Here is a 26,862-nt window from a genome sequence, read left to right as displayed (position 1 = left end):
GTAGGGGTGCCCCTGTCCGTTTCTAGGGGTATGCCAGGCGCCCGGACGCGAGGATTCCTGACAGGTCGCGTCTCGAGATGGGTTGAGGGATGGACAACGAACAGAAGCTCCGGGACTACCTCCGCCGGGCAAGCACGGACCTTCAGCGCACCAAGAGGCGCCTGCAGGACATCGAGGCTGCCGCGGCGGAACCGATCGCCGTGGTCGGCATCGGCTGTCGTTTCCCCGGTGGGGTGCGCGGTCCCGAAGATCTGTGGCGGATGGTCGTCGACGGAGAACACGGCATCCGCTCGTTCCCCGACGACCGCGGCTGGGATCCCGAGATGCTCGCCCTCTCGTCGAGCGACCAGGGCGGTTTCCTCGAGGGCGCGGGCGACTTCGACGCCGACTTCTTCGGCATCTCCCCCCGCGAGGCCCTGGGCATGAACCCGCAGCAGCGCGTGCTGCTGGAGGTCACCTGGGAGGCCCTGGAACGCGCGGGCATCGACCCGCACGCGCTGAAGGGTTCTTCCACCGCGGTCTTCGCGGGCGCCATGAACCAGGACTACCAGCTCGGCCCCGGCGAGGGCGGCGAGGGCATGGTCCTGCTCGGCTCGTCGAACTCGGTCATCTCGGGCCGCATCTCCTACACCCTCGGCTTCGTAGGCCCGTCCGTCACCCTGGACACGGCCTGCTCTTCTTCTTTGGTGGCAATGCACCTGGCGATGCAGTCGCTGCGCGCCGGTGAGTCCACTCTGGCCCTGGCCGGCGGCGTCACCGTCATGGCGAACCCCGCGACGTTCGTGGAGTTCTCGCGCCAGGGCGGCCTGTCCTCGGACGGCCGCTGCCGCTCGTTCGCCGACGCGGCAGACGGCACGGGTTGGTCCGAGGGCGTCGGCATGCTCGTGCTGGAGCGCCTGTCCGACGCCCGCGCGAACGGCCACGAGGTCCTGGCGGTGTTGCGCGGTTCCGCCGTCAACCAGGACGGCGCCTCGAACGGCCTGACCGCCCCGAACGGCCCGTCGCAGCAGCGAGTCATCAAGTCCGCGCTGGTGAACGCCCGCCTGACCAGCGACCAGATCGACGTGGTCGAGGCGCACGGCACCGGCACCGTCCTGGGCGACCCGGTGGAGGCACAGGCACTGCTGGCCACCTACGGCCGCAACCGGTCTCCTGAACAGCCCCTGCTGCTGGGCTCGGTGAAGTCGAACATCAGCCACACCCAGGCCGCGGCGGGCGTGGCCGGCGTGATCAAGATGATCATGGCCATCCGCGCGGGCGTCGTGCCCCAGACCCTGGGCGTCGACGCGCCGTCCACCCACGTGGACTGGGAGGCGGGCGCCGTTCGGCTGGTCACCTCGAACACCCCGTGGCCCGCCACCGGTCAGCCGCGCCGTGCCGCCGTGTCGTCGTTCGGCCTGTCCGGCACCAACGCGCACACGATCATCGAGGAAGCGCCCGCCCCGGAATTGTCAGACCTCCCTGAGATGATTGGGATGGGGGGTGGATCCCCCCAGGGGGCCGGTGAATCCGTATCGATTCCGAACGGGGCCGCCGCGGCTGACCAGGCCGAAGCCCTGCCGGTGCCGAGCGCTGGAGCCGTGCCGTTCCTGGTCTCGGGCCGCTCCCGCGAGGCGTTGCGCGCCCAGGCCGAGCGCCTGCTCGCCACAGCCACCGCCCAGCCACTCGCCCCTGAGCGCGCCCTCGACCTCGCCTACTCCCTCGCCACCACCCGCGCGTCCTTCGACCACCGCGCCGCCATCGTCGGCGACCTCCGCACCGGCCTCGAAGCCCTCCTGGACGGCACCCCCGCCCCCGGCCTCGTCCAGGGCACCGCCGCCCGAGCCAAGCAGGCCTTCCTCTTCACGGGCCAGGGCGCCCAGCGCCTGAACATGGGCCGCGACCTCCACACCCGCTTCCCGGTCTTCGCCGAGGCGTTCGACGAGGTCCTCAGCCACCTGGACCCGACCCTCAAGGCAGTCATCTGGGGCGACGACGAGGAAGCCCTCAACCAGACCAAGAACACCCAGCCCGCGCTGTTCGCCATCGAGGTCGCCCTCTACCGCCTCACCGAGTCCTGGGGCCTGAAGCCGGACTTCGTAGCCGGCCACTCCATCGGCGAGATCGCCGCCGCCCACATCGCCGGCGTGTTCAGCCTCGAAGACGCCGCCAAGCTGGTCACAGCGCGCGCAGGCCTCATGCAGAACCTCCCGCCCGGCGGCGTGATGATCGCGCTCCAGGCCACCGAGGACGAGGTCACCCCGCACCTGACCGCGAACGTCTCCATCGCCGCGATCAACGGTCCGGCCAGCATCGTCATCGCGGGCACCGAAGCAGAGACCCGCGCGGTCGCGAAGCACTTCGAAGACCGCAAGACCAAGCAGCTCAGCGTCTCCCACGCGTTCCACTCGCCGCTGATGGAGCCGATGCTCGAAGAGTTCCGGGCGGCAATACAAACCATCACCTTCGCAGCACCGATCATCCCGCTGATCTCCAACGTCACCGGCGAACAGGCCCGCGTCGAGCAGATCACCACGGCCGACTACTGGGTCTCCCACGTCCGCGAGGCCGTGAGGTTCGCCGACGGCATCAGCTGGCTGAAAACCCACGGCGTCGCGCACTTCCTGGAGATCGGCCCCGACGGCGTCCTGTCCGCGCTGGTCGAGGACGGCGCCATCCCGTTGCTGCGCAAGGGCCGCGACGAGATCGAAGCCATCACCACGGCACTGGCCGGTCTGCACGTCCGCGGCACCAAGGTCGACTGGAACGCCTACTTCGCCCGAACGAACGCGAAGCGCGTCGACCTGCCGACGTACGCGTTCCAGGCCAAGCGCTACTGGCCCAAGGGCGGCGGCGGTTTCCACGACCCGCGCGCCGCCGGACTCGGTGCCGCACAACACCCGCTGCTCACCGCCACCGTCTCGTTCGCCGACCAGGACGGCGCGCTGCTCACCGGCCGCCTGACCCGCCAGACCCACCCGTGGCTGGTCGACCACGCCGTGCGCGGCGCGGTCCTGTTGCCCGGCACGGCCTACCTGGAGCTGGCGATCCGCGCCGGTGACGAGGTCGGCTGCGACCGCGTCGAGGAACTCACGCTGACCGCGCCGTTGCTCGTCCCTGAACGCGGCGGCGTCCAGGTGCAGCTGTGGATCGGCAACGCCGACGCGAACGGCCGCCGCACCGTCAAGATCTACTCGCGCGCGGAGGGCTCCGACGACGAACCCTGGACGCAGCACGCGATCGGTGTTCTTGGAGCCCCTGCAAGGGAGCTCGCCTTCGACACGACCGAGTGGCCGCCCGCCGGCGTCACCGCGCTGGACACCGAGGGCTGCTACGAGAACTTCGCCGCGATGGGCTTCGAGTACGGGCCCGTCTTCCAGGGACTGCGGCACGCCTGGCGCGGTGAGGACGGCGTCGTCTACGCCGAGGTCGCGTTGCCGGAAGGCGTCGACCCGGCCGGGTTCGGCCTGCACCCGGCACTGCTGGACGCCGCCCTGCACGCCGCGATCATCTCCGGCGAGGGCGAGGCCGGGCTGCCGTTCTCGTGGGAGGGCGTGTCGCTGCACGCGACCGGCGCCTCCTCGCTGCGCGTCCGCCTGACCCGTTCCGGCGACAACGCCTACGCCATCGCCGCTGTCGACGGTGCCGGCGCGCCGGTCGCCTCGGTCGACTCCCTGGTGGTGCGACCGGTCGCGGCAGAGTCCACTGTGGATCGCGACTCGCTGTTCAAGGTCGACTGGGTGCCGGTGACGGTGCCCGCGGCCGATGTGGACGCGGACGTCCTGATCGTTCCCCTGCAAGGGAACGAGGACGTCGTCGCATCGGTGCGCGAACTGACGGAGCGCGTTCTCGTTCTTCTGCAGGAAGAGCGCGACGAACGCGTCGTGTTCGTGACGAGCAGCTCGGACCTCGCGTCCGCCGCGGTATGGGGCTTGGTGCGTTCGGCGCAGTCCGAATCGCCGGGCCGCTTCTCGTTGATCGAGCTGGACGGCACGGATGCCTCCCAGGCCGCTCTCGCCGCGGCCGCCGGGTCCGACGAGCCGCAGCTGGCGTTGCGCGACGGCGAGGTCTACGCGCCGCGCCTGGCCCGCGCCGAGATCGAGGAAACGCCGATCGACTGGGGCCGGCAGGTCCTGATCACCGGTGGCACCGGCGGCCTGGGCAAGGTCATCGCGCGGCACCTGGTCGCCGAACACGGCGTCCGGAACCTCCTGCTGGTCAGCCGTCGCGGCACAGGTGACGTGTCAGAGTTGGAAGCATTGGGTGCCAACGTCTCCGTCGTCGCCTGCGACGTCGCGGACGCCGAAGCGCTCGCCACTCTCGTTGCCGAGCACAAGATTTCGTCGGTCGTGCACAGCGCAGGCGTGCTGGACGACGGCGTGATCTCGTCGCTGACCCCGGAGCGCCTGCACACGGTGCTGCGCCCGAAGGTCGACGCCGCCTGGAACCTGGCGCAGGCGCTGCCTTCAGTGCCGCTGGTGCTGTTCTCGTCGCTCGCCGGCACCTGGGGCACGGCCGGCCAGGCGAACTACGCCGCCGGCAACCACTTCCTCGACGCTTTGGCGGAGTTCCGCCCCAATACCGTCTCGCTGGCGTGGGGCGCGTGGGCCGTCGAGGGCATGCTGTCCGACACGGACGCCGAACGCATGGCACGCACCGGAATGCCGCCGCTGACCGTCGAGCAGGGCCTCGGCCTGTTCGACCGCGGCGTCGCCTCCTCGGTGCCGGTGCTGGTGCCGGCGCGCCTGGACCTGGCGACGTTGCGGCAGCGCGGCGAGGTGCCGCCGTTGCTGCGCGGCCTGATCCGCGTGCGCAACCGTCGTGCGGCCTCGGGTTCGGAGACCGCGGACACGTTGATCCGCCGCCTGTCGGTGCTGGGCGCGGAGGAGCGCTCGGACGCCGTGCTGGAGCTCGTTCGCGGGCAGGTCGCGGCCGTGCTCGGCCACGCTTCCGGTGACGAGATCGAGCCGTCCCGTCAGTTCCAGGACCTGGGCTTCGACTCGCTGACCGCCGTCGAGCTGCGCAACCAGCTGACCGCGGTGACGGGCCTGCGCCTGCCCGCGACGATGGTGTTCGACTACCCGACGCCCGACGCGCTGTCCGCCCACCTGCTGGACGAGCTGTTCGCCGGCGACACGGACGTCGTTGTGCCGGAACAGGTGCGTGCCGCCAACGCGGACGACCCGATCGTGATCGTCGGCATGGGCTGCCGCTACCCGGACGGCATCGGCTCGGCCGACGACCTGTGGCGGATGGTGTCCGAGGGCGGCGACGCCGTGTCGGGCCTGCCGTCGAACCGCGGCTGGGACCTCGAGAACCTCTACCACCCCGACCCCGACCACCCCGGCACGACGTACTCGCGCTCCGGTGGCTTCCTGCACGACGCGGGCGAGTTCGACGCCGGGTTCTTCGGCATGTCGCCCCGCGAGGCCCTCGGCACGGACTCGCAGCAGCGCATCCTGCTCGAGGTCGTGTGGGAGGCGATCGAACACGCCGGGATCGACCCGGTCTCGTTGCGCGGCACGCAGACCGGCGTGTTCGCGGGCGTCATGTACAACGACTACGGCGCGCGCCTGGCCGGCGGTGACTTCGAGGGCTTCCAGGGCTCCGGCACCTCACCGTCCATTGTGTCCGGTCGCGTGTCCTACACGCTCGGACTGGAAGGCCCCGCGGTCACCGTCGACACGGCGTGCTCGTCGTCGCTGGTGGCGATGCACTGGGCGATGCAGGCCCTGCGTGCGGGGGAGTGCTCGCTGGCGCTGGCCGGCGGTGTGACGGTCATGTCGACGCCGACCGCGCTGGTCGAGTTCTCCCGGCAGCGCGGCCTCTCGCCGGACGGCCGCTGCAAGGCGTTCTCCGACTCGGCCGACGGCGTCGGCTGGTCCGAGGGCGCCGGTGTCGTGGTGCTGGAACGCCTTTCCGACGCGGTGCGCAACGGACACCCCGTGCTCGCCGTGATCCGCGGCTCGGCCGTGAACCAGGACGGCGCCTCGAACGGCCTGATGGCCCCGAACGGGCCTGCTCAGCAGCGCGTGATCCGTGCCGCACTGGCGAACGCCGGCCTGGCGACGTCCGATGTGGACGTCGTCGAGGCGCACGGCACCGGCACCACCCTGGGCGACCCGATCGAGGCGCAGGCCCTGCTGGCCACCTACGGCCAGAACCGCACGGAACCCCTGCTGCTCGGCTCGGTGAAGTCGAACATGGGCCACACGCAGGCCGCCGCCGGTGTGGCGGGCGTGATCAAGATGGTGCAGGCGATGCGCCACGGCGTGCTGCCGCAGACTCTCCACGTCACTCAGGCTTCCTCGCACGTCGACTGGACCGAGGGCGCCGTCGAGCTGCTGACCTCGTCGCGTTCGTGGCCCTCCGTGGAACGTCCGCGCCGTGCCGGTGTCTCGTCGTTCGGCATCTCGGGGACCAACGCGCACATCATCATCGAGCAGCCGCCGACCGCTGAAGCCGAGCCGTCCGAGCCGTCTTCGGTCGTCGTACCTGTGGTGCTGTCCGGCCGCACTCGTCGTGCCGTGCGGGGACAGGCCGCGCGCCTGCGTTCCTACGTCGAGTCGTCTGACGTTTCGTTGCACGACTTGGCTTTCTCGCTGGCGACGACGCGTTCGGCGTTCGAACAGCGCGCCGCCGTGGTGGCTTCTGATCGTGAGTCGCTGCTGCGGGCGTTGGGTGCCCTGGCGACGGAGCACCCCGACGCCGCCGTGGTCGAGGGCGAGGTCGTGCCGGGCAAGGTGGCGTTCCTGTTCTCCGGACAGGGATCGCAGCGCCTGGGCATGGGTCGTGAGCTCCACGCCCGCTACCCGGTGTTCGCCGCCGCTCTGGACGAGGTGCTGGACCGGCTTCCCGTTCGTGACGTGATGTGGGGTTCCTCCGAGGAGGACCTGCGGCAGACCGGCAACGCCCAGCTCGCCCTGTTCGCCTTCGAGGTCGCGCTGTTCCGGCTCGTGCGGTCGTGGGGCGTGAAGGTCAACGCCGTGGTCGGGCACTCGATCGGCGAGGTCGCCGCCGCGCACGTCGCCGGTGTGTTGTCGCTGAACGACGCCTGCACCCTCGTGTCGGCCCGTGCGCGCCTGATGCAGGCGCTGCCGGCCGGTGGCGCGATGGTGGCCCTTCAGGCGACGGAAGCCGAGGTCACGCCGCTGCTGACGGCCGGCGTCTCCATCGCCGCGATCAACAGCCCGAACTCGGTGACGATCGCCGGCGTGGACGACGAGGTTCGTAGGACCGTTGAACAATTCGACGATCGCAAGTCCAAGCGGCTCGACGTCTCGCACGCCTTCCACTCGCCGCTGATGGAGCCGATGCTCGACGAGTTCCGCGCCGTCGTCGAGGGCCTTTCGTTCAACAATCCGACGATCCCCCTGTTCACTGGTGGGATTGCTCAACAATCCAATGACTCGATCGTTCAACAATCCCACACGGAGATTGTTCAACAATCCGACTACTGGGTGCGCCACGTCCGCGAGGCCGTCCGCTTCCACGACGCGGTCGAGGCGGCGCGCGGCGCCGGCGTGACGACGTTCGTGGAGATCGGCCCCGAGGGTGCGCTGTCGGCGCTCGTCGACGGCGCGATTCCGGTGCTGCGCAAGGACCGTTCGGAAGAGGCGTCGGTCGCGCTGGCCCTGGGACGCCTGTACGCGTCGGGCGTGTCCGTGGACTGGAAGACCTTCTTCGGCCCGGCAACGCGGGTGGCGCTGCCGACCTACGCGTTCCAGCACGAGTACTACTGGCCGCTGGGTTCCACCGCCCCGGCCGTGACGGACACGGACGCCGATCCGGCCGACGCCAAGCTGTGGGCGGCCATCGAACGCGGCGACGCCCGCGAACTCGCCGCGCTGCTCCGGCTCGGTGAGGAGCAGAGCGCGTCGCTGGGCTCCCTGATCCCGGCGCTGTCGTCGTGGCGCGCGGGCAACCAGGAGAAGTCGCTGCTCGACTCGTGGCGCTACCGCGTGCTGTGGGCGCCGGTCCGCGTCACGGGCACGCCGGTCCTGTCCGGTCACATCGCCGTCCTGACGACCCCGGCCGTCGACGCCGAGCCGTACCGTGCGGTCCTCGCCGCGCACGGCGCCGAGGTCACGGTCGTCACTTCGATCGACGACGTGCCCGAGTGCGACCTGATCGTGTCGCTGGTGGCGCTGGACGAGTCGCCGTCGGACGTCCTCGCGACCGGCCTGGAGCAGTCGATCCTGCTGGTCAAGTCCGTTGGGACGCCGGTCTGGACGGTCACGTCCGGCGCGGTCGCCGCCGAGACCTCCGACGAGGTGCGGTCCGCCGCGCAGGCCGCGGTCTGGGGCTTCGGCCGCGCCGCCGCCCTCGAACTCCCGCAGCGCTGGGCCGGTCTGATCGACATGCCCGCGGCACCCGACGAGAACGCGTTGCGCCGCTTCGTGTCCTGCGTCGCCGGACTCGACGGCGAGGACCAGTTGGCCGTCCGCTCGTCCGGTGTCCTGGGACGCCGGCTCGCGCATCGCCCCGTCGACGCGCTGCCGTCCGACTACACCGCGCACGGCACCGTGCTGATCACCGGCGGAACTGGCGGCCTGGGTGCCACGACCGCGAAGTGGCTGGCGGAGCGCGGCGTTCAGAACCTCGTGCTCACGTCCCGTCGTGGCATGGACGCCCCCGGCGCCGCCGAACTCAAGGCAGCGCTGGAAGAACTCGGTCCGTGCGTGTCCATTGTGGCCTGTGACGTCGCCGACCGAGACGCCCTGGCCGCCGTCGTCAACGACATCGCGGACCTGTCCGGTGTCGTGCACACCGCCGGTGCCGCGCAGCACGCCCCGCTCGAACTGACCGAACTGCCGGACTTCGCGAACGTGTTGTCCGCCAAGGTGATCGGCGCCGCGAACCTCGACGCGCTGGTCGGCGAGGTCGACTTCTTCGTGCTGTTCGGCTCGATCGCCGGCGTGTGGGGCAGTGGCGGCCAGGCCGCCTACGGTGCCGCGAACGCCTACTGCGACGCGCTCGCCGAAGCGCGCCGTGCCCGTGGTCTGCGCGCGACGTCGATCGCGTGGGGCCCGTGGGCCGAGGTCGGCATGGCCACGCACGAGGCCATGTCCGACAACCTGGCGCGCCGCGGCCTCACGTTCCTCAAGCCCGACCAGGCCGTCGTGGAACTGAACCGCGCCGTCATGCACGACGACACGTGCGTGACCGTCGTGGACATCAACTGGGACACCTACTTCCCGCTGTTCACCTCGGTCCGCCCGGCGCCGCTGCTTTCCGACCTGCCCGAGGTCAAGGCCCTCGCGGTCGTGGAGGAGGTCAAGCGCGACGACTCGGAGTTCGCGAAGAACCTCCGTTCACTGTCCGAAGAGGACCAGAAGCGCAAGCTCGTCGAACTCGTGCGCGCCGAAGCCGCCGCGACCCTCGGCCACAGCTCGGTCGAGGAGGTGGGGGAGAACCGGGCGTTCCGCGACATCGGGTTCGACTCGCTGACCGCCGTCGAACTGCGCAAGAAGCTGTCCGACGCCACCGGTCTGCCGTTGCCCGCGACCCTGGTCTTCGACTACCCGACCCCGATCGTGCTCGCCGAGCACCTGCTGGCCGAACTCCTCGGCTCGGCGGAGGAGGCGCTGACCTACACGGCGAACGTCGACTCGGACGAGCCGATCGCGATCGTCGGCATGAGCTGCCGCTTCCCCGGCGACGCGAACACCCCCGAGGCGTTCTGGGAGATGGTGCTCGCCGGCACCGACGCGATCACGGAGTTCCCGGCGGACCGCGGCTTCGACATGGCACAGCTGTACGACCCGGACCCGGACCGCCCCGGCACCACCTACACCACCGCCGGCGGCTACCTGCCGGACGCGGGCGACTTCGACCCGGCGTTCTTCGGCATCTCGCCCCGCGAGGCCACCGGCATGGACCCGCAGCAGCGTCTCCTGCTCGAGACCACCTGGGAGGCCGTCGAACGCGCGGGCATCGACCCGGCGGCGTTGCGCGGCAAGAAGGTCGGCGCGTTCATCGGCTCCTCGTACATCGAGTACGGCGGCGGTGACGGCGGTTCCGAGGGCTACCAGGTCACCGGCAGCTCGCCGTCGGTGCTGTCGGGCCGCGTCGCCTACGTGTTCGGCTTCGAAGGCCCGGCCGTCACCGTCGACACCGCGTGCTCCTCTTCTTTGGTGGCAATGCATCTGGCGTGCCAGTCGCTGCGCACGGGCGAGTCGGCGTTCGCCGTCGCCGGTGGCGCGACGATCATGCCGAACCCGAAGCCGTTGATCGCGTTCTCCCGCCAGCGCGCCCTGGCGAAGGACGGCCGCTGCAAGTCGTTCTCCGACACCGCGGACGGCATGACCCTGTCCGAGGGCATCGGCATGCTCCTGCTGATGCGCCAGTCCGACGCCCTCGCCGCCGGGCACCGCGTCCTGGCCGTGATCCGCGGCTCGGCCGTGAACCAGGACGGCGCCTCAAACGGCCTGTCCGCCCCGAACGGCCCGTCGCAGCAGCGCGTCATCCTGCAGGCCCTCGCCAACTCCGGCGTGACCACAGCCGACATCGACGCCCTGGACGCGCACGGCACCGGCACGTCCCTGGGCGACCCGATCGAGGCCCAGGCGCTGTTCAACACCTACGGCCGCGACCGCGACGCCGACCGCCCGCTGCTGCTGGGCTCGGTGAAGTCGAACATCGGCCACACCCAGTCCGCCGCGGGCGTCGCGTCCGTCATCAAGATGGTCATGGCGCTGCAGCACGGCGTCCTGCCCCGCACGCTGCACGCCGCCGAGCCGTCCACGCACGTCGACTGGAGCCCCGGCACCATCTCGCTGCTGCAGGACACCACGGCATGGCCCGAGACCGGGCGCGCCCGCCGTTGCGCCGTCTCATCGTTCGGCATCAGCGGCACGAACGCCCACGTGATCTTGGAGCAGGTGGCGACGGCGCCAGAATTGTCAGACCTGCCTGAGATGATTGGGATGGGGGGTGGTTCCCCCCAGGGGGCCGGCCAGTCGGAATCGATTCCGCCGAACGGAGCAGCGTCTGGGCTGGGCGGAGCGGCGCCGTGGCTCGTGTCGGCCAAGTCGGATTCCGCTCTGCGCGCACAACTCGAAGGCATCCGCGCCGTCAACGCCACCCCCGCCGACATCGCCTACAGCCTCAGCCGCCGCCCCCACTTCGACCACCGCGCCGTCCTGATCGACGGCGCCGACACCAGGGGCATCGCCGACCTGGAGCGCAAGGTCGCGTTCATCTTCCCCGGCCAGGGCTCGCAGTGGGTCGGCATGGGCGCGCAACTGCTCGACGAGTCGCCGATCTTCGCCGCCCGCATGGCCGAGTGCGCCGCCGCCCTGCAGCCCCACGTCGACTGGAACCTCCTCGACGTCATCCGCAACGCGGGCAGCCTCGACCGCGTCGACGTCGTCCAGCCCGCGAGCTGGGCGATGATGGTGTCGCTCGCCGAGGTCTGGCAGCACCACGGCGTCACCCCGGACGCCGTCATCGGCCACTCCCAGGGCGAGATCGCCGCCGCGGCGGTCAGCGGCGCCCTCAGTCTCGAAGACGCCGCCAAGGTCGTCGCGCTGCGCAGCCAGGCCATCGGGCGCGTCATGTCGGGCCGCGGCAGCATCGTGTCCATCGGCCTCTCGGCAGCAGAAGTCCAGCCACACCTCGACGAATGGGGCGACCGCCTCAGCCTCGCCGCCACCAACGGACCGCACAGCGTCGCCGTCTCGGGCGACCTGGAGGCGCTGGACGCGTTGTGCGGCAAGCTGGTCGAGCAGGGCGTGCGGGTCCGCCGCATCGAGGTCGACTACGCCTCGCACTCGGCCCAGGTCGAGGACATCCGCGAGGACGTCGTCAACGACCTCGCCACCATCACCCCGCTCACCCCGCACACGAAGTTCCTCTCCACCGTCACCGGCGAGTGGAACGACGCGAACACCGACGCCGGGTACTGGTTCACGAACCTCCGCCAGACCGTGCACCTCCACGAGGCCGTCGAGCAGCTGATCGGAACCGGACACCAGGTGTTCGTGGAGGTCAGCTCGCACCCGGTCCTCACGCCGGGCGTCCAGGACGCGCTCGAAGGCAAGCGCGGCGTCGTCACCGGCACGCTGCGCCGCGACATCGGTGGCCAGCAACGCGTTCTGCAGTCACTGGCCGAGGTCTGGGTCCGCGGCTACCCGGTCAAGTGGCACCTCGACGGCACCCGCGTCGACCTGCCCACCTACCCGTTCCAGCACGAACGCTTCTGGATCGGACCGCCGCAGCACCCCGTCGCGGCACCCGACTCGGACCCGGCGGACAGCGCGTTCTGGCAGGCCGTCGAACAGTCCGACCTCGCCACCCTCACCCAGAGCCTGCACCTCGACGAGGCCACACTCGCCGCCGTCCTGCCCGCCCTGAACACCTGGCGCCAGAGCAGCCGTGATCAGTCCACAACGGACTCATGGCGTTACCGCACGACGTGGAAGCCGTTGCGCGGACTCGACAACGGCAAGCTCACCGGCACCACGACCGTCGTCACCACCGACGCCATCGACGACACCGACGTGGTCACCGCGCTCGGCGACGTGCAGCGCGTCGTCCTGAGCGCCGACGACGACCGCGCCTCGATCGCGGTCAAGCTCACTGAGACGGATCGCATCGTCTCGCTGCTGCCCACCGACGAACGCCCCGGAACCCTAGGCCTGCCAACAGGTTTGCTGCTGACCGTCCACCTGATCAACGCCCTCGGCGACGCCGGCGTCAACGCCCCGGTCTGGAACATCTCCCGCAACGCCCTCTCCACCGGCCGCGCGGACACCGTCGACCACCCGGCGCAGGTGCAGGCGATCGGCATCGGCTGGACCGCCGCACTGGAGCACCCGCAACGCTGGGGCGGCTCCATGGACCTGCCGGAACAGCTCGACCAGCGCGCGGCGCAACGGTTCGTCGCGGCACTGGTCAACGCCGGCGACGAGGACCAGCTCGCGATCCGCGCGTCCGGCACCCTCGCCCGCCGCGTCGTCCGCGCCCCGTCCAGGCCGGCCGAGAGCGACTGGACCCCGCGCGGCACCACGATCATCACCGGCGGCACCGGAACGCTCGGCCCGCACGTCGCGAGGTTCTTCGCGCACAAGGGCGCCGAACACCTGGTGCTGACCAGCCGCCGTGGCCTCGACGCTCCCGGCGCCCGTGAACTCGTCGCGGAACTGGAAGAACTCGGCACCCCCACCACCGTCGTCTCCTGCGACATCGCAAAGCGCGACGACGTCGAACGCATGCTGAACGACCTGCGCGCGGAAGGCCGCGAGATCCGCTCGGTAGTCCACACCGCCGCGGTGATCGGCCTGCACTCCATCGACGGCTCCACTGTGGAGGGTCTGAGCGAGATCCTCGCCGCCAAGGTCGACGGCGCAGCCCACCTGGACGCGTTGCTGACCGAGGACCTCGACGCGTTCGTGCTGTTCTCGTCCATCTCCGGCATGTGGGGCTCGGGCAACCACGCGTCCTATGTGGCCGGTAACGCCTACCTGAACTCGTTGGCCGCCAACCGCCGTGCGCGTGGCCTGCGCTGCACCTCGGTCTCGTGGGGCATCTGGTCCGACGACATCGGTCTCGGCCGCGTCGACACGGACCAGATCCGCCGCAGCGGCCTGGAGTTCATGAAGGCACGCCTGGCGCTCGCCGGCCTGCAGCGCGCGATCGAGGACGACGAGACCGAGATCGCCATCGCGAACATCGCGTGGGACCGCTACCACCCGGTCTTCACGGCGATGCGCCCGAGCACGCTCTTCGAGGAGCTGCCGGAGGTGCGCGCTCTCGCCGTCGCCGCGGAGCAGGCCACCAACTCCGACAGCGACCTCGCGGCCAAGCTCAGGACCCTGCCGCCCGCCGAACGCGAGCAGCAGCTGCTGGAACTCGTCCGCGCCGAAGCCGCGTCCGTGCTGGGCATGACCTCGACCGACGCGCTGACCGAGCACCGGGCGTTCCGCGAGGTCGGCTTCGACTCGATCACCGCCGTCGACCTGCGCAACAAGCTCGCCGCCGCAACGGGTCTGACCCTGCCCACGACCATGGTGTTCGACCACCCGAGCCCGCTCGCGCTGACCGAGTTCCTGCTCGGCGAACTCCTCGGCGCCGACACCCCGTCGACCGCTCCGGTGATCGCCTCGGCCGCGTCCGACGAGCCGATCGCGATCATCGGCATGGCCTGCCGCTACCCCGGAGGCGTTGCCACACCGGAAGACCTGTGGAACGTCGTGATGAACGGCGTCGACGCGATCTCCGGCTTCCCCGCCGACCGGGGCTGGGACGGCGACTCCCTCTACAACCCCGACCCGGACGCCCCCGGCGGCGCCTACTCGGTGCAGGGCGGCTTCCTGCACGACGTCGCGAACTTCGACCCCGGCTTCTTCGGCATCAGCCCGCGCGAGGCCCTGTCGATGGACCCGCAGCAACGCCTCCTGCTCGAAACCGCCTGGGAGTCCATCGAACGCGCCGGCATCGACCCGCAGTCGCTCAAGGGAACCCTGACCGGCGCGTTCATCGGCGCCTCCTACCAGGACTACTCGGCGGGCGGCTCCGACCAGCCCGGCGACGAGGGCCACATGATCACCGGCACGCTCTCCAGCGTGCTGTCGGGCCGCGTCTCCTACCTGTTCGGCCTCGAAGGCCCCGCCGTCACCCTCGACACGGCCTGCTCGTCGTCCCTGGTCGCACTCCACCTGGCCTGCCAGTCACTGCGCGACGGCGAGTCGTCTCTGGCGCTGGCAGGCGGCGTCTCGGTGATGGCGACCCCCGGCGCGTTCGTAGGCTTCAGCCGGCAGCGCGCGCTGGCCAAGGACGGCCGCTGCAAGGCCTACTCCGACGCGGCTGACGGCATGACCCTCGCCGAGGGCGTGGGCCTGGTGCTGCTGGAACGGGTGTCCGACGCGGTCCGCAACGGCCACCGCATCCTGGCGGTGGTGCGCGGTTCCGCGGTGAACCAGGACGGCGCCTCCAACGGCCTCACCGCCCCGAACGGCCCGTCACAGCAACGAGTCATCCGCCAGGCCCTGGCCAACGCGCGCCTTGAACCGTCCGAAGTGGACGCTGTCGACGGCCACGGCACCGGCACCGCACTGGGCGACCCGATCGAGGCCCAGGCCCTGCTCGCCACCTACGGCCAGAACCGCGCGCAACCATTGCTGCTCGGCTCCATGAAGTCGAACATCGGCCACACCCAGATGGCCTCGGGCGTCGCGTCCATCATCAAGATGGTGCTCGCGTTGCGGGCAGGCGTGCTGCCCAGAACCCTCCACGTCGACCAGCCCTCGACGAAGGTCGACTGGTCCTCGGGCTCCATCAAGCTCCTCGCCACCGAGGAGTCGTGGCCGCAGACCGGCCACCCGAAGCGCGCCGGCGTCTCGTCGTTCGGCCTCTCCGGCACGAACGCCCACGTGGTGCTCGAAGAAGCCCCAGCCCAGGCTGGTCAGCAGGAATTGTCAGACCTGCCTGAGATGATTGGGATGGGGGGTGTTTCCCCCCAGGGGGCCGGCCAATCGGAATCGATTCCGCCGAACGGAGCAGTGCCCGTCCTGCTGTCGGCGCGCGCGGACGACGCGCTCAAGCAGGTCGCCGGCCGCCTCATCGACGTGGGCGCGGACCTCGGCGATCTGGCCGCCTCGCTCGCCACCAAGCGGTCCACGTTCGAACGGCGCGCCGTCGTCATCGCGAGCGACCGCGACGAACTGGTGCGTGGCTTGACGGCGTTGCGCGACGACCAGCCGTCCAGCGCGGTCGTGCGCGGGCAGGCCACGCGCGGCCGCACCGCGTTCCTGTTCACCGGCCAGGGCTCGCAGCGTCTCGGCATGGGCCGTGAACTGTACGAGCGCTACCCGGTGTTCGCCGACGCTCTCGACGCCGTCTGCGCCTACCTCGACGCGGACCTCGACCGGCCGCTGCGCGACGTCATGTGGGGCGAGGACGAAGCCGAGCTCGACCAGACCGGCTACGCCCAGCCCGCGATCTTCGCGGTCGAGGTCGCCCTCTACCGGCTCGTCGAGTCGTGGGGCGTCACGGCGGACTACCTGGCCGGCCACTCCATCGGCGAGATCGCCGCCGCGCACGTCGCGGGCGTCCTCAGCCTGGACGACGCGTGCGCGCTGATCTCCGCCCGTGCCCGTCTCATGCAGGCGTTGCCGACCGGTGGCGCGATGATCGCCGTCCAGGCGACGGAAAGCGACATCACGCCGCTGCTCACCGAGCGCGTCTCGATCGCCGCCGTCAACGGGCCCACCAGCATCGTGATCGCCGGCGACGAGGCCGAAGCTGAAGCGATCGCGGGCCGGTTCGAGAAGACCAAGCGGCTCAAGGTCAGCCACGCGTTCCACTCGCCGCTGATGGAGCCAATGCTCGACGAGTTCCGCGCCGTCGTCGACGGGCTTTCGTTCAACAATCCGACGATCCCGTTGTTGACTGGTGGGATTGTTCAACAATCCGACCATTGGGTCCGGCACGTCCGCGACGCCGTCCGGTTCGCCGACGTCGTCACGCAGCTCGAAACCAAGGGCGTGCGGGCGTTCCTGGAACTCGGCCCCGACGGCGTGCTCACCGGCATGGCGCAGGAGTCGCTCACCGAAGAGGCGGTGCTGGTCCCCGCCCTGCGCCGCGACCGCGACGAGGTCGCCACGCTGCTGACCGCACTCGCGGGCCTGCACGTGCGCGGCACCACCGTCGACTGGTCCGCGTACTTCGCCGGCGCCACGGCCGAGGTCGAGCTGCCGACATATCCGTTCCAGCACCAGCGTTTCTGGCCGGAGCCCGTCACCGCGGCCGCCACCGACGGAGACTTCGTCGACGACGACTTCTGGGCCGCCGTCGAACGCGAGGACTTCACCGCACTGGCGCAATGGCGTTCGCGCAAGCAGCAGTCCACTGTGGACTCTTGGCGCTACGCGGTCACCTGGAAGCCGATCACGACGTCCACGACCCTCACCGGTCCGTGGCTGGTCATCACCGACCACGACGCGTCCGAGCTGATCGAGGCACTGGGCGTCGAGACCGTCACCCTCAACGCCACCACGCGAACAGAACTCGCCGAACAGGTCCGCGGCGACTACGCCGGCGTGCTGTCGCTGCTCGCGATCAACGCCGAAGCCGAGGACGCGCTGGTCCGCACTTCCGTTGTCGTGCAAGCACTCGGCGACGCCGGTCAGGACGCCCCGCTGTGGGTGGCGACGCGCGGCGCGGTGTCGGTCGGCGGCGGCGAGCAGATCGCGAACCCGGACAGCGCGACGGTCTGGGGCCTCGGCCGCGTCATCGCGCTGGAGCACCCGACGCGCTGGGGCGGCCTGATCGACCTGCCCGCACAGCTCGACTGGAACACCGCGCGCCGCATCCCCGGTGTGCTGGCCGGCACGGGCGAGGACCAGGTCGCCGTGCGGCCGTCCGGCGTCTACGGCCGCCGCCTCATCCGCAGCACCCCGAGCGCGCTGCGCCGCGACTACCGGCCGGGCCGCGTGCTCGTCACCGGCGGCACGGGCGCGATCGGCAAGCAGGTCGCGCAGTGGCTGCTCGACCACGACGCCGAACAGGTCGTCCTCGTCAGCCGCACCGGAGCCGCGGACTTCGACGACCCGCGCGTGATCGTCAAGGCCTGCGACGTCGCCGACCGCGACGCACTGGCGGCACTCCTCGCCGAGCACCCGGTCACGTCGGTCTTCCACGCGGCGGGAGTCGTCGAGGACGGCCTCGTCGAGTCGATGGACGCCAAGTCGTTCACGAACCTGTTGCGCGCCAAGGTCCACGCGACCCGCAACCTGCACGAGCTCACCGAGAACCTCGACGCGTTCGTGCTCTTCGCGTCGACCGCGGGCGTCATCGGCGGCGCGGGCCAGGGCAACTACGCCGCGGCCAACGCCTTCCTCGACACCTTCGCCGAACACCGCCGCCTGCAAGGACTTCCGGCCACCTCGGTGGCGTGGGGACCATGGGGCGGAGCCGGCATGGCGGTCGCGGGCGGCGTCGCGGAACGTCTGAAGCGCGGCGGGTTCACGCCGATGGAGCCCGCACTCGCGTTGCAGGCACTCCAAAAAGCCATCGAACACGGTGACGCGTCCGTGCTGGTCGCCGAGATCGACTGGGAACGGTTCCTGCCCGCGCTCGCCGGTCTGCGTCCGGCACCGCTGGTCGGCGACCTGCCCGAGGTCAAACGCTTCCACACCACGGAAAAGGTCGTCGAGAACGAGCAGCCGCAGTTCCGCAAGGCGTTGGCGGGCCTGTCGAAGGCCGAACGCAACCGCGCCGTGCTGGACCTCGTGCGCGGCCAGATCGCCGCGGTTCTGGGCCACGGCAACGCTTCCGACGTCGACCCGGACCGCGCGTTCCTCGATCTCGGCTTCGATTCCCTGACGACGCTGGAACTCCGCAACCGCCTCCAGGTCGCGACCGAGCTGACGTTGCCCGCGTCGCTGCTCTACGACTACCCGACCCCCTACGACCTGGCGGACTTCCTGTCGGGCGAGGTCGGCGACGTCCCGGCCGAGGTGGTGGTCAGTCGCGTCGACGGCGACCCGATCGCGATCGTCGGCATCGGCTGCCGCTTCCCCGGCGGCGTGACGTCGCCGGAAGCGTTCTGGGACCTGGTTTCCTCCGGTGGCGACGGCATCAGCTCGTTCCCGTCCGACCGCGGCTGGGACCTGGCCGCGCTGGGCGCCGGTGCGTCGGCGTCGCTGGAAGCCGGTTTCCTGAACGGTGTCGCGGACTTCGACGCGCACTTCTTCGGCATCTCGCCGCGGGAAGCGCTCGCGATGGACCCGCAGCAACGTTTGGTGCTGGAAACCGCCTGGGAAGCGCTGGAACGGACCGGCATCGATCCGCTGTCGTTGAAGGGCAGCGCGACCGGCGTGTTCGTCGGCACCAACGGCCAGGACTACGAGAACGTCCTGCGCCGCTCGCTCGACCCGGACATCCAGGGCTACCTCGCCACCGGCAACACGGCGTCGGTGATGTCCGGCCGCCTGTCCTACGTTCTCGGACTCGAAGGACCCGCAGTCACCATCGACACGGCCTGCTCGTCGTCGTTGGTCGCCATGCACTGGGCGATGCGCGCGCTCCGCTCCGGTGAGTGCTCTCTCGCGCTCGCCGGCGGTGTCAGCGTCATGTCGAGCCCTGACTCGTTCGTCGAGTTCACCACCCAGGGCGGACTCGCCCCGGACGGCCGCTGCAAGGCCTTCGCCGACGGCGCCGACGGCACGGCGTGGTCCGAGGGCGCGGGCATCCTCGTGCTGCAACGCCTGTCCGACGCCATCGCTGCTGGTCACGAGGTACTGGCCATCGTGCGCGGCTCGGCCGTCAACTCCGACGGCGCCTCCAACGGCCTCACCGCCCCGAACGGCCCCTCGCAGCAGCGCGTCATCCGTCGCGCTCTCGCGGACGCCGGTCTGTCCGTGAGCGACATCGACGCCGTGGAAGCGCACGGCACCGGCACGACGTTGGGCGACCCGATCGAGGCGCAGGCGCTCCTCGCGACGTTCGCCGACCGCTCCGAGCCGCTCTACCTGGGCTCGGTGAAGTCGAACATCGGCCACTCGCAGGCGGCGGCGGGCGTCGCGGGCGTGATCAAGATGGTCGAGGCGATGCGCCACGGCGTACTGCCCCGCACGCTCCACGTCGACGCACCGACCTCGCACGTCGACTGGACTTCGGGCCCGGTCTCGCTGCTCACGGAGAACACGGCCTGGCCTGCCGCCGGCCGCCCGCGTCGCGCCGGAATCTCGGCGTTCGGCCTCTCCGGCACCAACGCCCACGTGATCTTGGAGGCGCCGACCGCTCAGGAATTGTCAGACCCCGATGAGATGATTGGAGTGGGGACTTCGCGTCCCCCCAAGGGGGCTCCCGTCGTTGTTTCGGCGAAGTCCTCCGCTTCGCTGCGCGCTCAGGTCGACCAGATCCGCGCGATCGACGCCGACCAGTTCGACCTCGCGTTCTCGGCGGCCACGACGCGGGCGCAGTTCGCGCACCGTGCGTTGCTGATCGACGGTGTCGAAGTCACGAGCGGTGTGGCGCGCAAGGCGGGCACGGTGGCGTTCCTGTTCACCGGCCAGGGCTCGCAGCGCCTCGGCATGGGGCGTGAGCTCTACGAGCGGTTCGACACGTTCCGGGACGCACTCGACGAGGTGCTGGCCCACCTCGACCCGGAACTGAAGAACATCATCTGGGGCGAGGACGAGGAGCAGCTCGACCAGACCGGCACCACCCAGCCCGCGCTGTTCGCGATCGAGGTCGCGCTCGCCCGGCTCGTGCAGAGCCTCGGCATTCTGCCCGACCACGTCGCCGGCCACTCCATCGGCGAGATCGCCGCCGCGCACATCGCCGGCGTGCTGACCCTCGAAGACGCCGCGAAGCTCGTCACCGCCCGCGCCGCACTCATGCAGGCGCTCCCGGCCGGCGGCGCGATGGTCTCGATCCTCGCCACCGAGGCCGAGGTCCGCAAGCAACTCGGCAAGTCGAAGAAGGTGTCGATCGCCGCGGTCAACGGCCCGAACAGCGTCGTCATCGCCGGCGACAAGACCCAGGTCCAGAAGATCGCCAAGAAGTTCGAGAAGACCAAGCAGCTCACCGTCAGTCACGCGTTCCACTCGCCGCTGATGGACCCGATGCTGGACGACTTCCGCGCGGCGATCACAGGCATCACGTTCACCCCGCCGCGCATCCCGATGGCCACCACCGGCGACGTCACGACCGTCGACTACTGGGTGAACCACGTCCGCGACACGGTCCGCTTCCACGACAACGTCCAGAGTCTGCAGGCAGTCGACACGTTCGTCGAGATCGGCCCGGACGGCGTGCTCGCCGCGATGGTCGAAGGAGCCGTTGCCACGCAACGCAAGGACCGCGACGAGCTCAGCGCGTTCGCACTCGCCCTCGGCACGCTGCACGTCCGCGGCGCCGAAGTCGACTGGTCGCAGTACTTCGCGGGCACCGACGCGAAACGTGTCCCGCTGCCCACCTACGCGTTCCAGCGCGAACGCTTCTGGCCCACCACGACGCCAAAGTCGGTCACCGACGACTGGCTGTACGAGGTCGTGTGGGAGCAGCACCAGGTCAGGACCACGACTGACGGCACCTGGCTCGCGATCGGTGACACCACGGGGTTCGCGGGCGACACCGTCACGGACCTCGTGCCCGGCGACTACGCCGGCGTGATCGCGACGGGCAGCACCAGCCCGTTCGAGATCCTGAACACCCTGGCCGAGAACAACATCACGGCCCCGCTGTGGTGTGTCAGCGACGAACCCGCTGTCTGGGGCGAAGGCCGCGTCGCCGCGCTGGAACAGCCGGAACGCTGGGGCGGCCTGATCCGCGTCGAGACCGACACGTGGGCGGTTCCGTTGCAGGAGCAGGAAGTCGCCTTCCACGCCGAAGGCGCGTTCGTGCCACGACTGCGCCGCATCGAGGCCACCACCCCGTGGACTCCGACCGGCAAGATCCTGCTCGTCGGGGCCGAAGGTCCGATGGGCGAGCAGCTCAGGGCGTTGGACAACACCACCGACACCCTGACCGACGACGTCACCGCGGTGATCCACCTCGGCGGCGCAGACTCCCTGCGGCAGCTCGACGAGCAGCTGGGCGACCGTGACCTGGAAGCGTTCGTGGTCTTCGGTTCCGTCGCCGGGACCTGGGGTTTCCGCGGCCAGGCCCAGCAGGCCGCCCACAGCGCGATCGTCGAGGACTTCGCTCGACAGCGGAAAGCCCGTGGCCTCAAGGCGACCTCCATCGCGTACTCGCCGTGGGAGGGCACGACCGACCAGAGCATGACCGCGCACCTGCGGATGAGCGGCATCCCGATCCTCGACGCCCCGAACGCCATCGCGGCACTGCACAGCGCCGTCGCGAGTGGACGGACGAACGTCGTGGTCGCGAACGTCGACTGGAGCACGTTCCAGCAGCCCAACAAGCTGTTCAGCGGGTTCGTGCAGGAGAAGGCGGTCGTCGAGCCGGTTCTCAAGCAGGTGATCGAACGGCTGCCCGAGTACGAACGGCACGGCACGCTGCTCACCCTCGTCCGCGAGAAGGCGGCACTGGTCCTCGGCCACAACGGAACCGACGCGATCGAGCCGGACGTGCCGTTCCGCGACCTCGGTTTCGACTCGCTCACCGCCGTCGACCTGCGCAACCAGATCCAGACCGAGGCGGGCCTGCAGCTCAGCGCCGCGCTGGTGTTCGACTACCCGACGCCGAACGAGCTCGCCGAGCACCTGCTCACCGAACTCCTCGGCGGCGCGGACGAGATCGAGTTCGTCACCAGGACCGTGACCGACGACCCGATCGCCATCGTCGGCATGGCCTGCCGCTACCCCGGTGACGTGAGGTCGCCGGAAGACCTGTGGACGCTGCTGCTCGACGGCGTCGATGCGATCGGAGAGTTCCCCGCCGACCGCGGCTGGGACCTCGCCACCCTCTACAGTGGACAGAGCGTCACCCGCAGCGGCGGTTTCCTCTACGACGTGCCGAACTTCGACCCGGACTTCTTCTCGATCTCGCCGCGTGAGGCGATGGTCATGGACCCGCAGCAGCGCATCGTGCTCGAAACCGCCTGGGAGGCACTGGAACGGGCGGGCGTCGACCCGGCCACGATCCGCGGCAGCGTCACCGGTGTGTTCGTCGGCGGTGGCAGCGGCGAGTACCGGCCGTCGCCAGAGGAGACCGGCCTGGAGTGGCAGACCGCGCAGTCCGCGTCGCTGCTGTCCGGCCGCCTCGCCTACACGTTCGGCCTGCAGGGGCCGACGGTCTCGGTCGACACCGCGTGTTCGTCGTCGCTGGTCTCGCTGCACCTCGCGGCCCAGGCGCTGCGCACCGGTGAGTGCGAGATGGCGCTGGCCGGCGGTGTGTGCGTGATGTCCACGCCGGTCGGGTTCATCGAGTTCAGCGCTCAGGGCGCACTGTCGGAGGACGGCCGCTGCAAGGCGTTCTCCGACAACGCCGACGGCACGGGCTGGGCCGAAGGTGTCGGCATGCTGGTGCTGGAGCGGCTGTCGGACGCTCAGCGCAACGGCCACGAGGTGCTCGCGGTCGTGCGCGGCTCGGCGATCAACTCCGACGGCGCGTCGAACGGCCTGACCGCCCCGTCCGGACCGGCCCAGCAACGGGTCATCCGGCAGGCGCTGGCGGCATCTGGTCTGCGTCCGTCCGATGTGGACGCCGTCGAGGCGCACGGCACCGGCACGAAGCTCGGCGACCCGATCGAGGCGCAGGCGCTGATCGGCGTCTACGGGCAGGACCGGTCGGCGCCGCTGCTGCTCGGTGCGGTCAAGTCGAACATCGGCCACACGCAGGCGGCGTCCGGTGTGGCGGGCGTGATCAAGATGGTGATGGCGATGCGGGCGGGCGAACTGCCCCGCACCCTGCACGCCGAGACGCCGTCCTCGCACGTCGACTGGACCGCCGGCGCGGTGCAGCTGCTCCAGGAACGCACGGCGTGGCCCACCGTCGACCGCGCACGGCGCGCTGCCGTGTCATCCTTCGGGGCGAGCGGCACCAACGCGCACGTGATCTTGGAAGCGCCGGGAGCGTTGGGGATCCCCCCAATTTCCAGCGTACCGGATGAAAGTGCTGGTCAAGGGGCCGCTGGGCGATCTGTGGATAACTTCGACGTGCTGCCGGTGCTGGTGTCCGGACGGACGCCGTCGGCCCTGCGCGACCAGGCCGCGCGCCTGCTCGACATCGACGCCGACCTGATCGACATCGCCCGTTCGGCGGCCACCACGCGCGCCTCGTTCGACCAGCGCGCGGTCGTGCTGGCGAGCAGCCGCGAGGACCTGACCGGCGCGCTGGCCGCGCTGGCGTCCGACGTCCGCAACCCCCTGGTCGTCCGCGACGAGGTGGCGCGCTCCGGCAAGCTCGCGTTCCTGTTCGCCGGGCAGGGCTCGCAGCGCCTCGGCATGGGCCGGGACCTGCACGCCCGGTTCCCGGTGTTCGCGGCCGCGTTCGACGGGGTCCTGAGCCACCTCGACCCCGGCCTGAAGGACATCGTCTGGGGCGACGACCAGGACGCGCTCAACCTCACCGGCACCACGCAGCCCGCGTTGTTCGCCGTTGAGGTCGCGCTGTTCCGCCTCGCCGAGTCGTGGGGCCTCAAGCCGGACTTCCTGGCGGGCCACTCGATCGGCGAGATCGCGGCCGCGCACGTCGCCGGAGTGCTCAGCCTCGAGGACGCGGCGAAGCTCGTGACCGTGCGGTCGGCACTGATGCAGGCGCTGCCCGAGGGCGGCGCGATGGTCGCGGTGCAGGCCAGTGAGGACGTCGTGCTGCCGCACCTCACCGACGGCGTGGTGATCGCGGCGGTCAACGGCCCCGAGTCGGTCGTGATCGCCGGACCGGAAGACGCCGTCGTCGCGATCGCGGAACGCTGGAAGGCCAAGCGCTTGCGCGTCTCGCACGCCTTCCACTCGCCGCTGATGGACCCGATGCTGGACGAGTTCCGGTCCACTGTGGAGTCGCTGACGTTCCAGCAGCCGCGGATCCCCGTGGTGGCGGAAGGCGATGTGACCGACCCCGAGTACTGGGTGCGGCACGTGCGAGAAGCGGTGCGGTTCGCGGACAACGTCCAAACCCTCCGCGAACGCGGCGTCACGACGTTCGTCGAGCTCGGGCCAGACGCCACGTTGGCCGGTCTGGTCGAGGGGATTCCGCTGCTGCGCAAGGACCGCGACGAGGAGCAGTCGATCGTCGGCGCGCTCGCCCGCCTGCACACCCGTGGCGTGAAGGTCGACTGGGCCGGGTTCTTCGGGGCCGGACAGAAGATCACGCTGCCGACCTACGCGTTCCAGCACCAGCGGTTCTGGCCGTCGACCATGGCCAGCTCCGCGAAGCCCGCCGCGCCCGCCAGCGACGACACGGCGTTCTGGGCCGCGGTCGAGGGCGAGGACTTCGGGTCGCTGCAGAACGTTCTGAGCGTCGACACCGACGCGTTGTCGCAGGTGCTGCCGGCGTTGCTCGACTGGCGCAAGCAGCGCACGGACCACGCGCTCGTCGACAGCTGGCGGCACCGGATCACCTGGAAGCCGTTGGACACCACCAGGTCTGGTGAACTGACCGGCACGTGGCTCGCGGTGACAGCAGGCCAGGACGACTGGAGCGACGCGGTCGTCGACGCGCTCGGCGTGAGTGTCGTGCGGATCGACGTCACGGCCCCGGATCGCGAGGCCATCGCGGACGAACTGCGCTCGCTCGGCACGACGTTCACCGGCGTGCTGTCGTTGCTCGGACGCGCGGACGCCGGTGAGGGCAGCGCGCCCGCCGGGGTGCTGCTGACCGCCGCGCTGATCCAGGCACTCGGCGACGCGGGCATCAACGCACCGCTGTGGTGCGCGACCCGCGACGGAGCCGCCGTCAACGGAACGGCTCTCGAAGACCTGACGCAGGCCGCGATCCACGGCCTTGGCCGGGTCGTCACGCTGGAACACCCCGAACGCTGGGGCGGCCTGATCGACCTGCCTTCCGTCGTCGACGACAGGGTCGCGAACGGGCTCACGTCCGTCCTTTCCGGACTCGACGGCGAGGACCAGGTCGCGGTGCGGGCCAACGGGTTGTTCGGCCGTCGCCTGGTCGCCGCACCGGCACCTGTGCCGGCACAGGAGTGGCAGCCACGCGGCACGGTCCTGATCACCGGCGGCACCGGTGCGCTCGGCGGCCACGTCGCCCGGATGCTCGCGCAGAACGGCGCCGAGCACCTGGTTCTGGTCAGCCGCAGCGGGCTGAACGCGCCTGGGGCGGACGAGTTGCGCTCGGAACTCGTCGGCCTGGGCGTCGACGTCACGATCGCCGCGTGCGACGTGGCCGACCGGAAGTCGTTGCAGGCAGTGCTTTCCGCAATCCCGCAGCCGTTGACGGGCGTCGTGCACACCGCCGGCATCATCGACGACGGCGTGCTGGACAAGATGACGCCGGAACGGTTCGAGGCGGTGTTCCGCAGCAAGGTCACCTCGGCACTGCTGCTGGACGAGCTCACCGAGAACCTCGACGCGTTCGTGCTGTTCTCCTCCGCTTCGTCGTCGGTCGGCAGCCCCGGCCAGTCGAACTACGCGGCGGCCAACGCGATGCTCGACGCGCTGGCGGATCGCCGGCGGGGCCAGGGTCTCGCGGCGACGTCGATCGCGTGGGGTGCGTGGGGTGGCGGCGGCATGGCCGACACCGAGGACGCGCTGGCCAACGCCAAACGCGCCGGTATCGCCTCGATGGACCCGGTGCTGGCGTGTGTCGCTCTGCGGCAGCTCGTCGGCGAGGGCCTGGCCACGGCGGTCGTGGCGGCGGTCGACAAGGGCAGGTTCTCCGGTGGGTTCAGGCCGAACCCGCTGCTGCGTGAGCTGGCCACCGAGGCCGCGGTCGAGGCGCCGGTCGCGGAGGGCGCGTTCCGGGAGAAGCTGCTGGCGCTGCCCGCGGCGAAGCGGTTCGACGAGGTGCTGGAACTGGTGCGGACGCGTGCGGCCGAGGTGCTCGGACAGGCCGACGTCGATGCCGTGCGCCCCGATCGGCCGTTCCGCGACCTCGGGTTCGACTCTCTCGCGGTGGTGGAGCTGCGCAACCAGCTCAACGCCGCCACAGGCCTGGCCCTGGCGTCCACGCTGGTGTTCGACCACCCGTCACCGGAGGAGCTCGCGACGCACGTGCTGACCGAGCTGATCCCGGACGCGGCCGCGGTCGACACGGAGGAATCGGAGATCCGCGGTCTGCTGGCACGGGTGCCGCTCACCCAGTTGCGCGAGATCGGCGTGCTGGAGCCGTTGCTGCAGCTCATCGGCAAGGGAACGGCTCAGACGGACGAGGACATCGACGAGATGAGCGTCGACGACCTCATTCAGGCCGCACTGGACGGCCACACCGACTGACCCGGCACTCCCGGCGGCCGGTCACTTCCCCAGGGGTGACCGGCCGCCGGTTTTTCTGAGGAATTCGCTACCGCTTCCG

1 protein-coding gene is annotated in these 26,862 nt (G+C 70.6%); it reads left to right on the top strand.

Translation table 11 applies throughout. From position 1 onward, the window contains the following. Window positions 1-89: 89 nt before the first annotated feature. Window positions 90-26,783, top strand: coding sequence for a type I polyketide synthase (locus ACH413_RS10615; protein WP_360030674.1), 26,694 nt, complete (start codon window positions 90-92; stop codon window positions 26,781-26,783). The last annotated feature ends 79 nt before the right edge of the window (window positions 26,784-26,862 follow it).

It is taken from the genome of Lentzea sp. NPDC020367 (assembly GCF_044387305.1).
Classification (GTDB): domain Bacteria; phylum Actinomycetota; class Actinomycetes; order Mycobacteriales; family Pseudonocardiaceae; genus Lentzea.
This window is presented reverse-complemented; position numbering and strand designations above follow the sequence as displayed.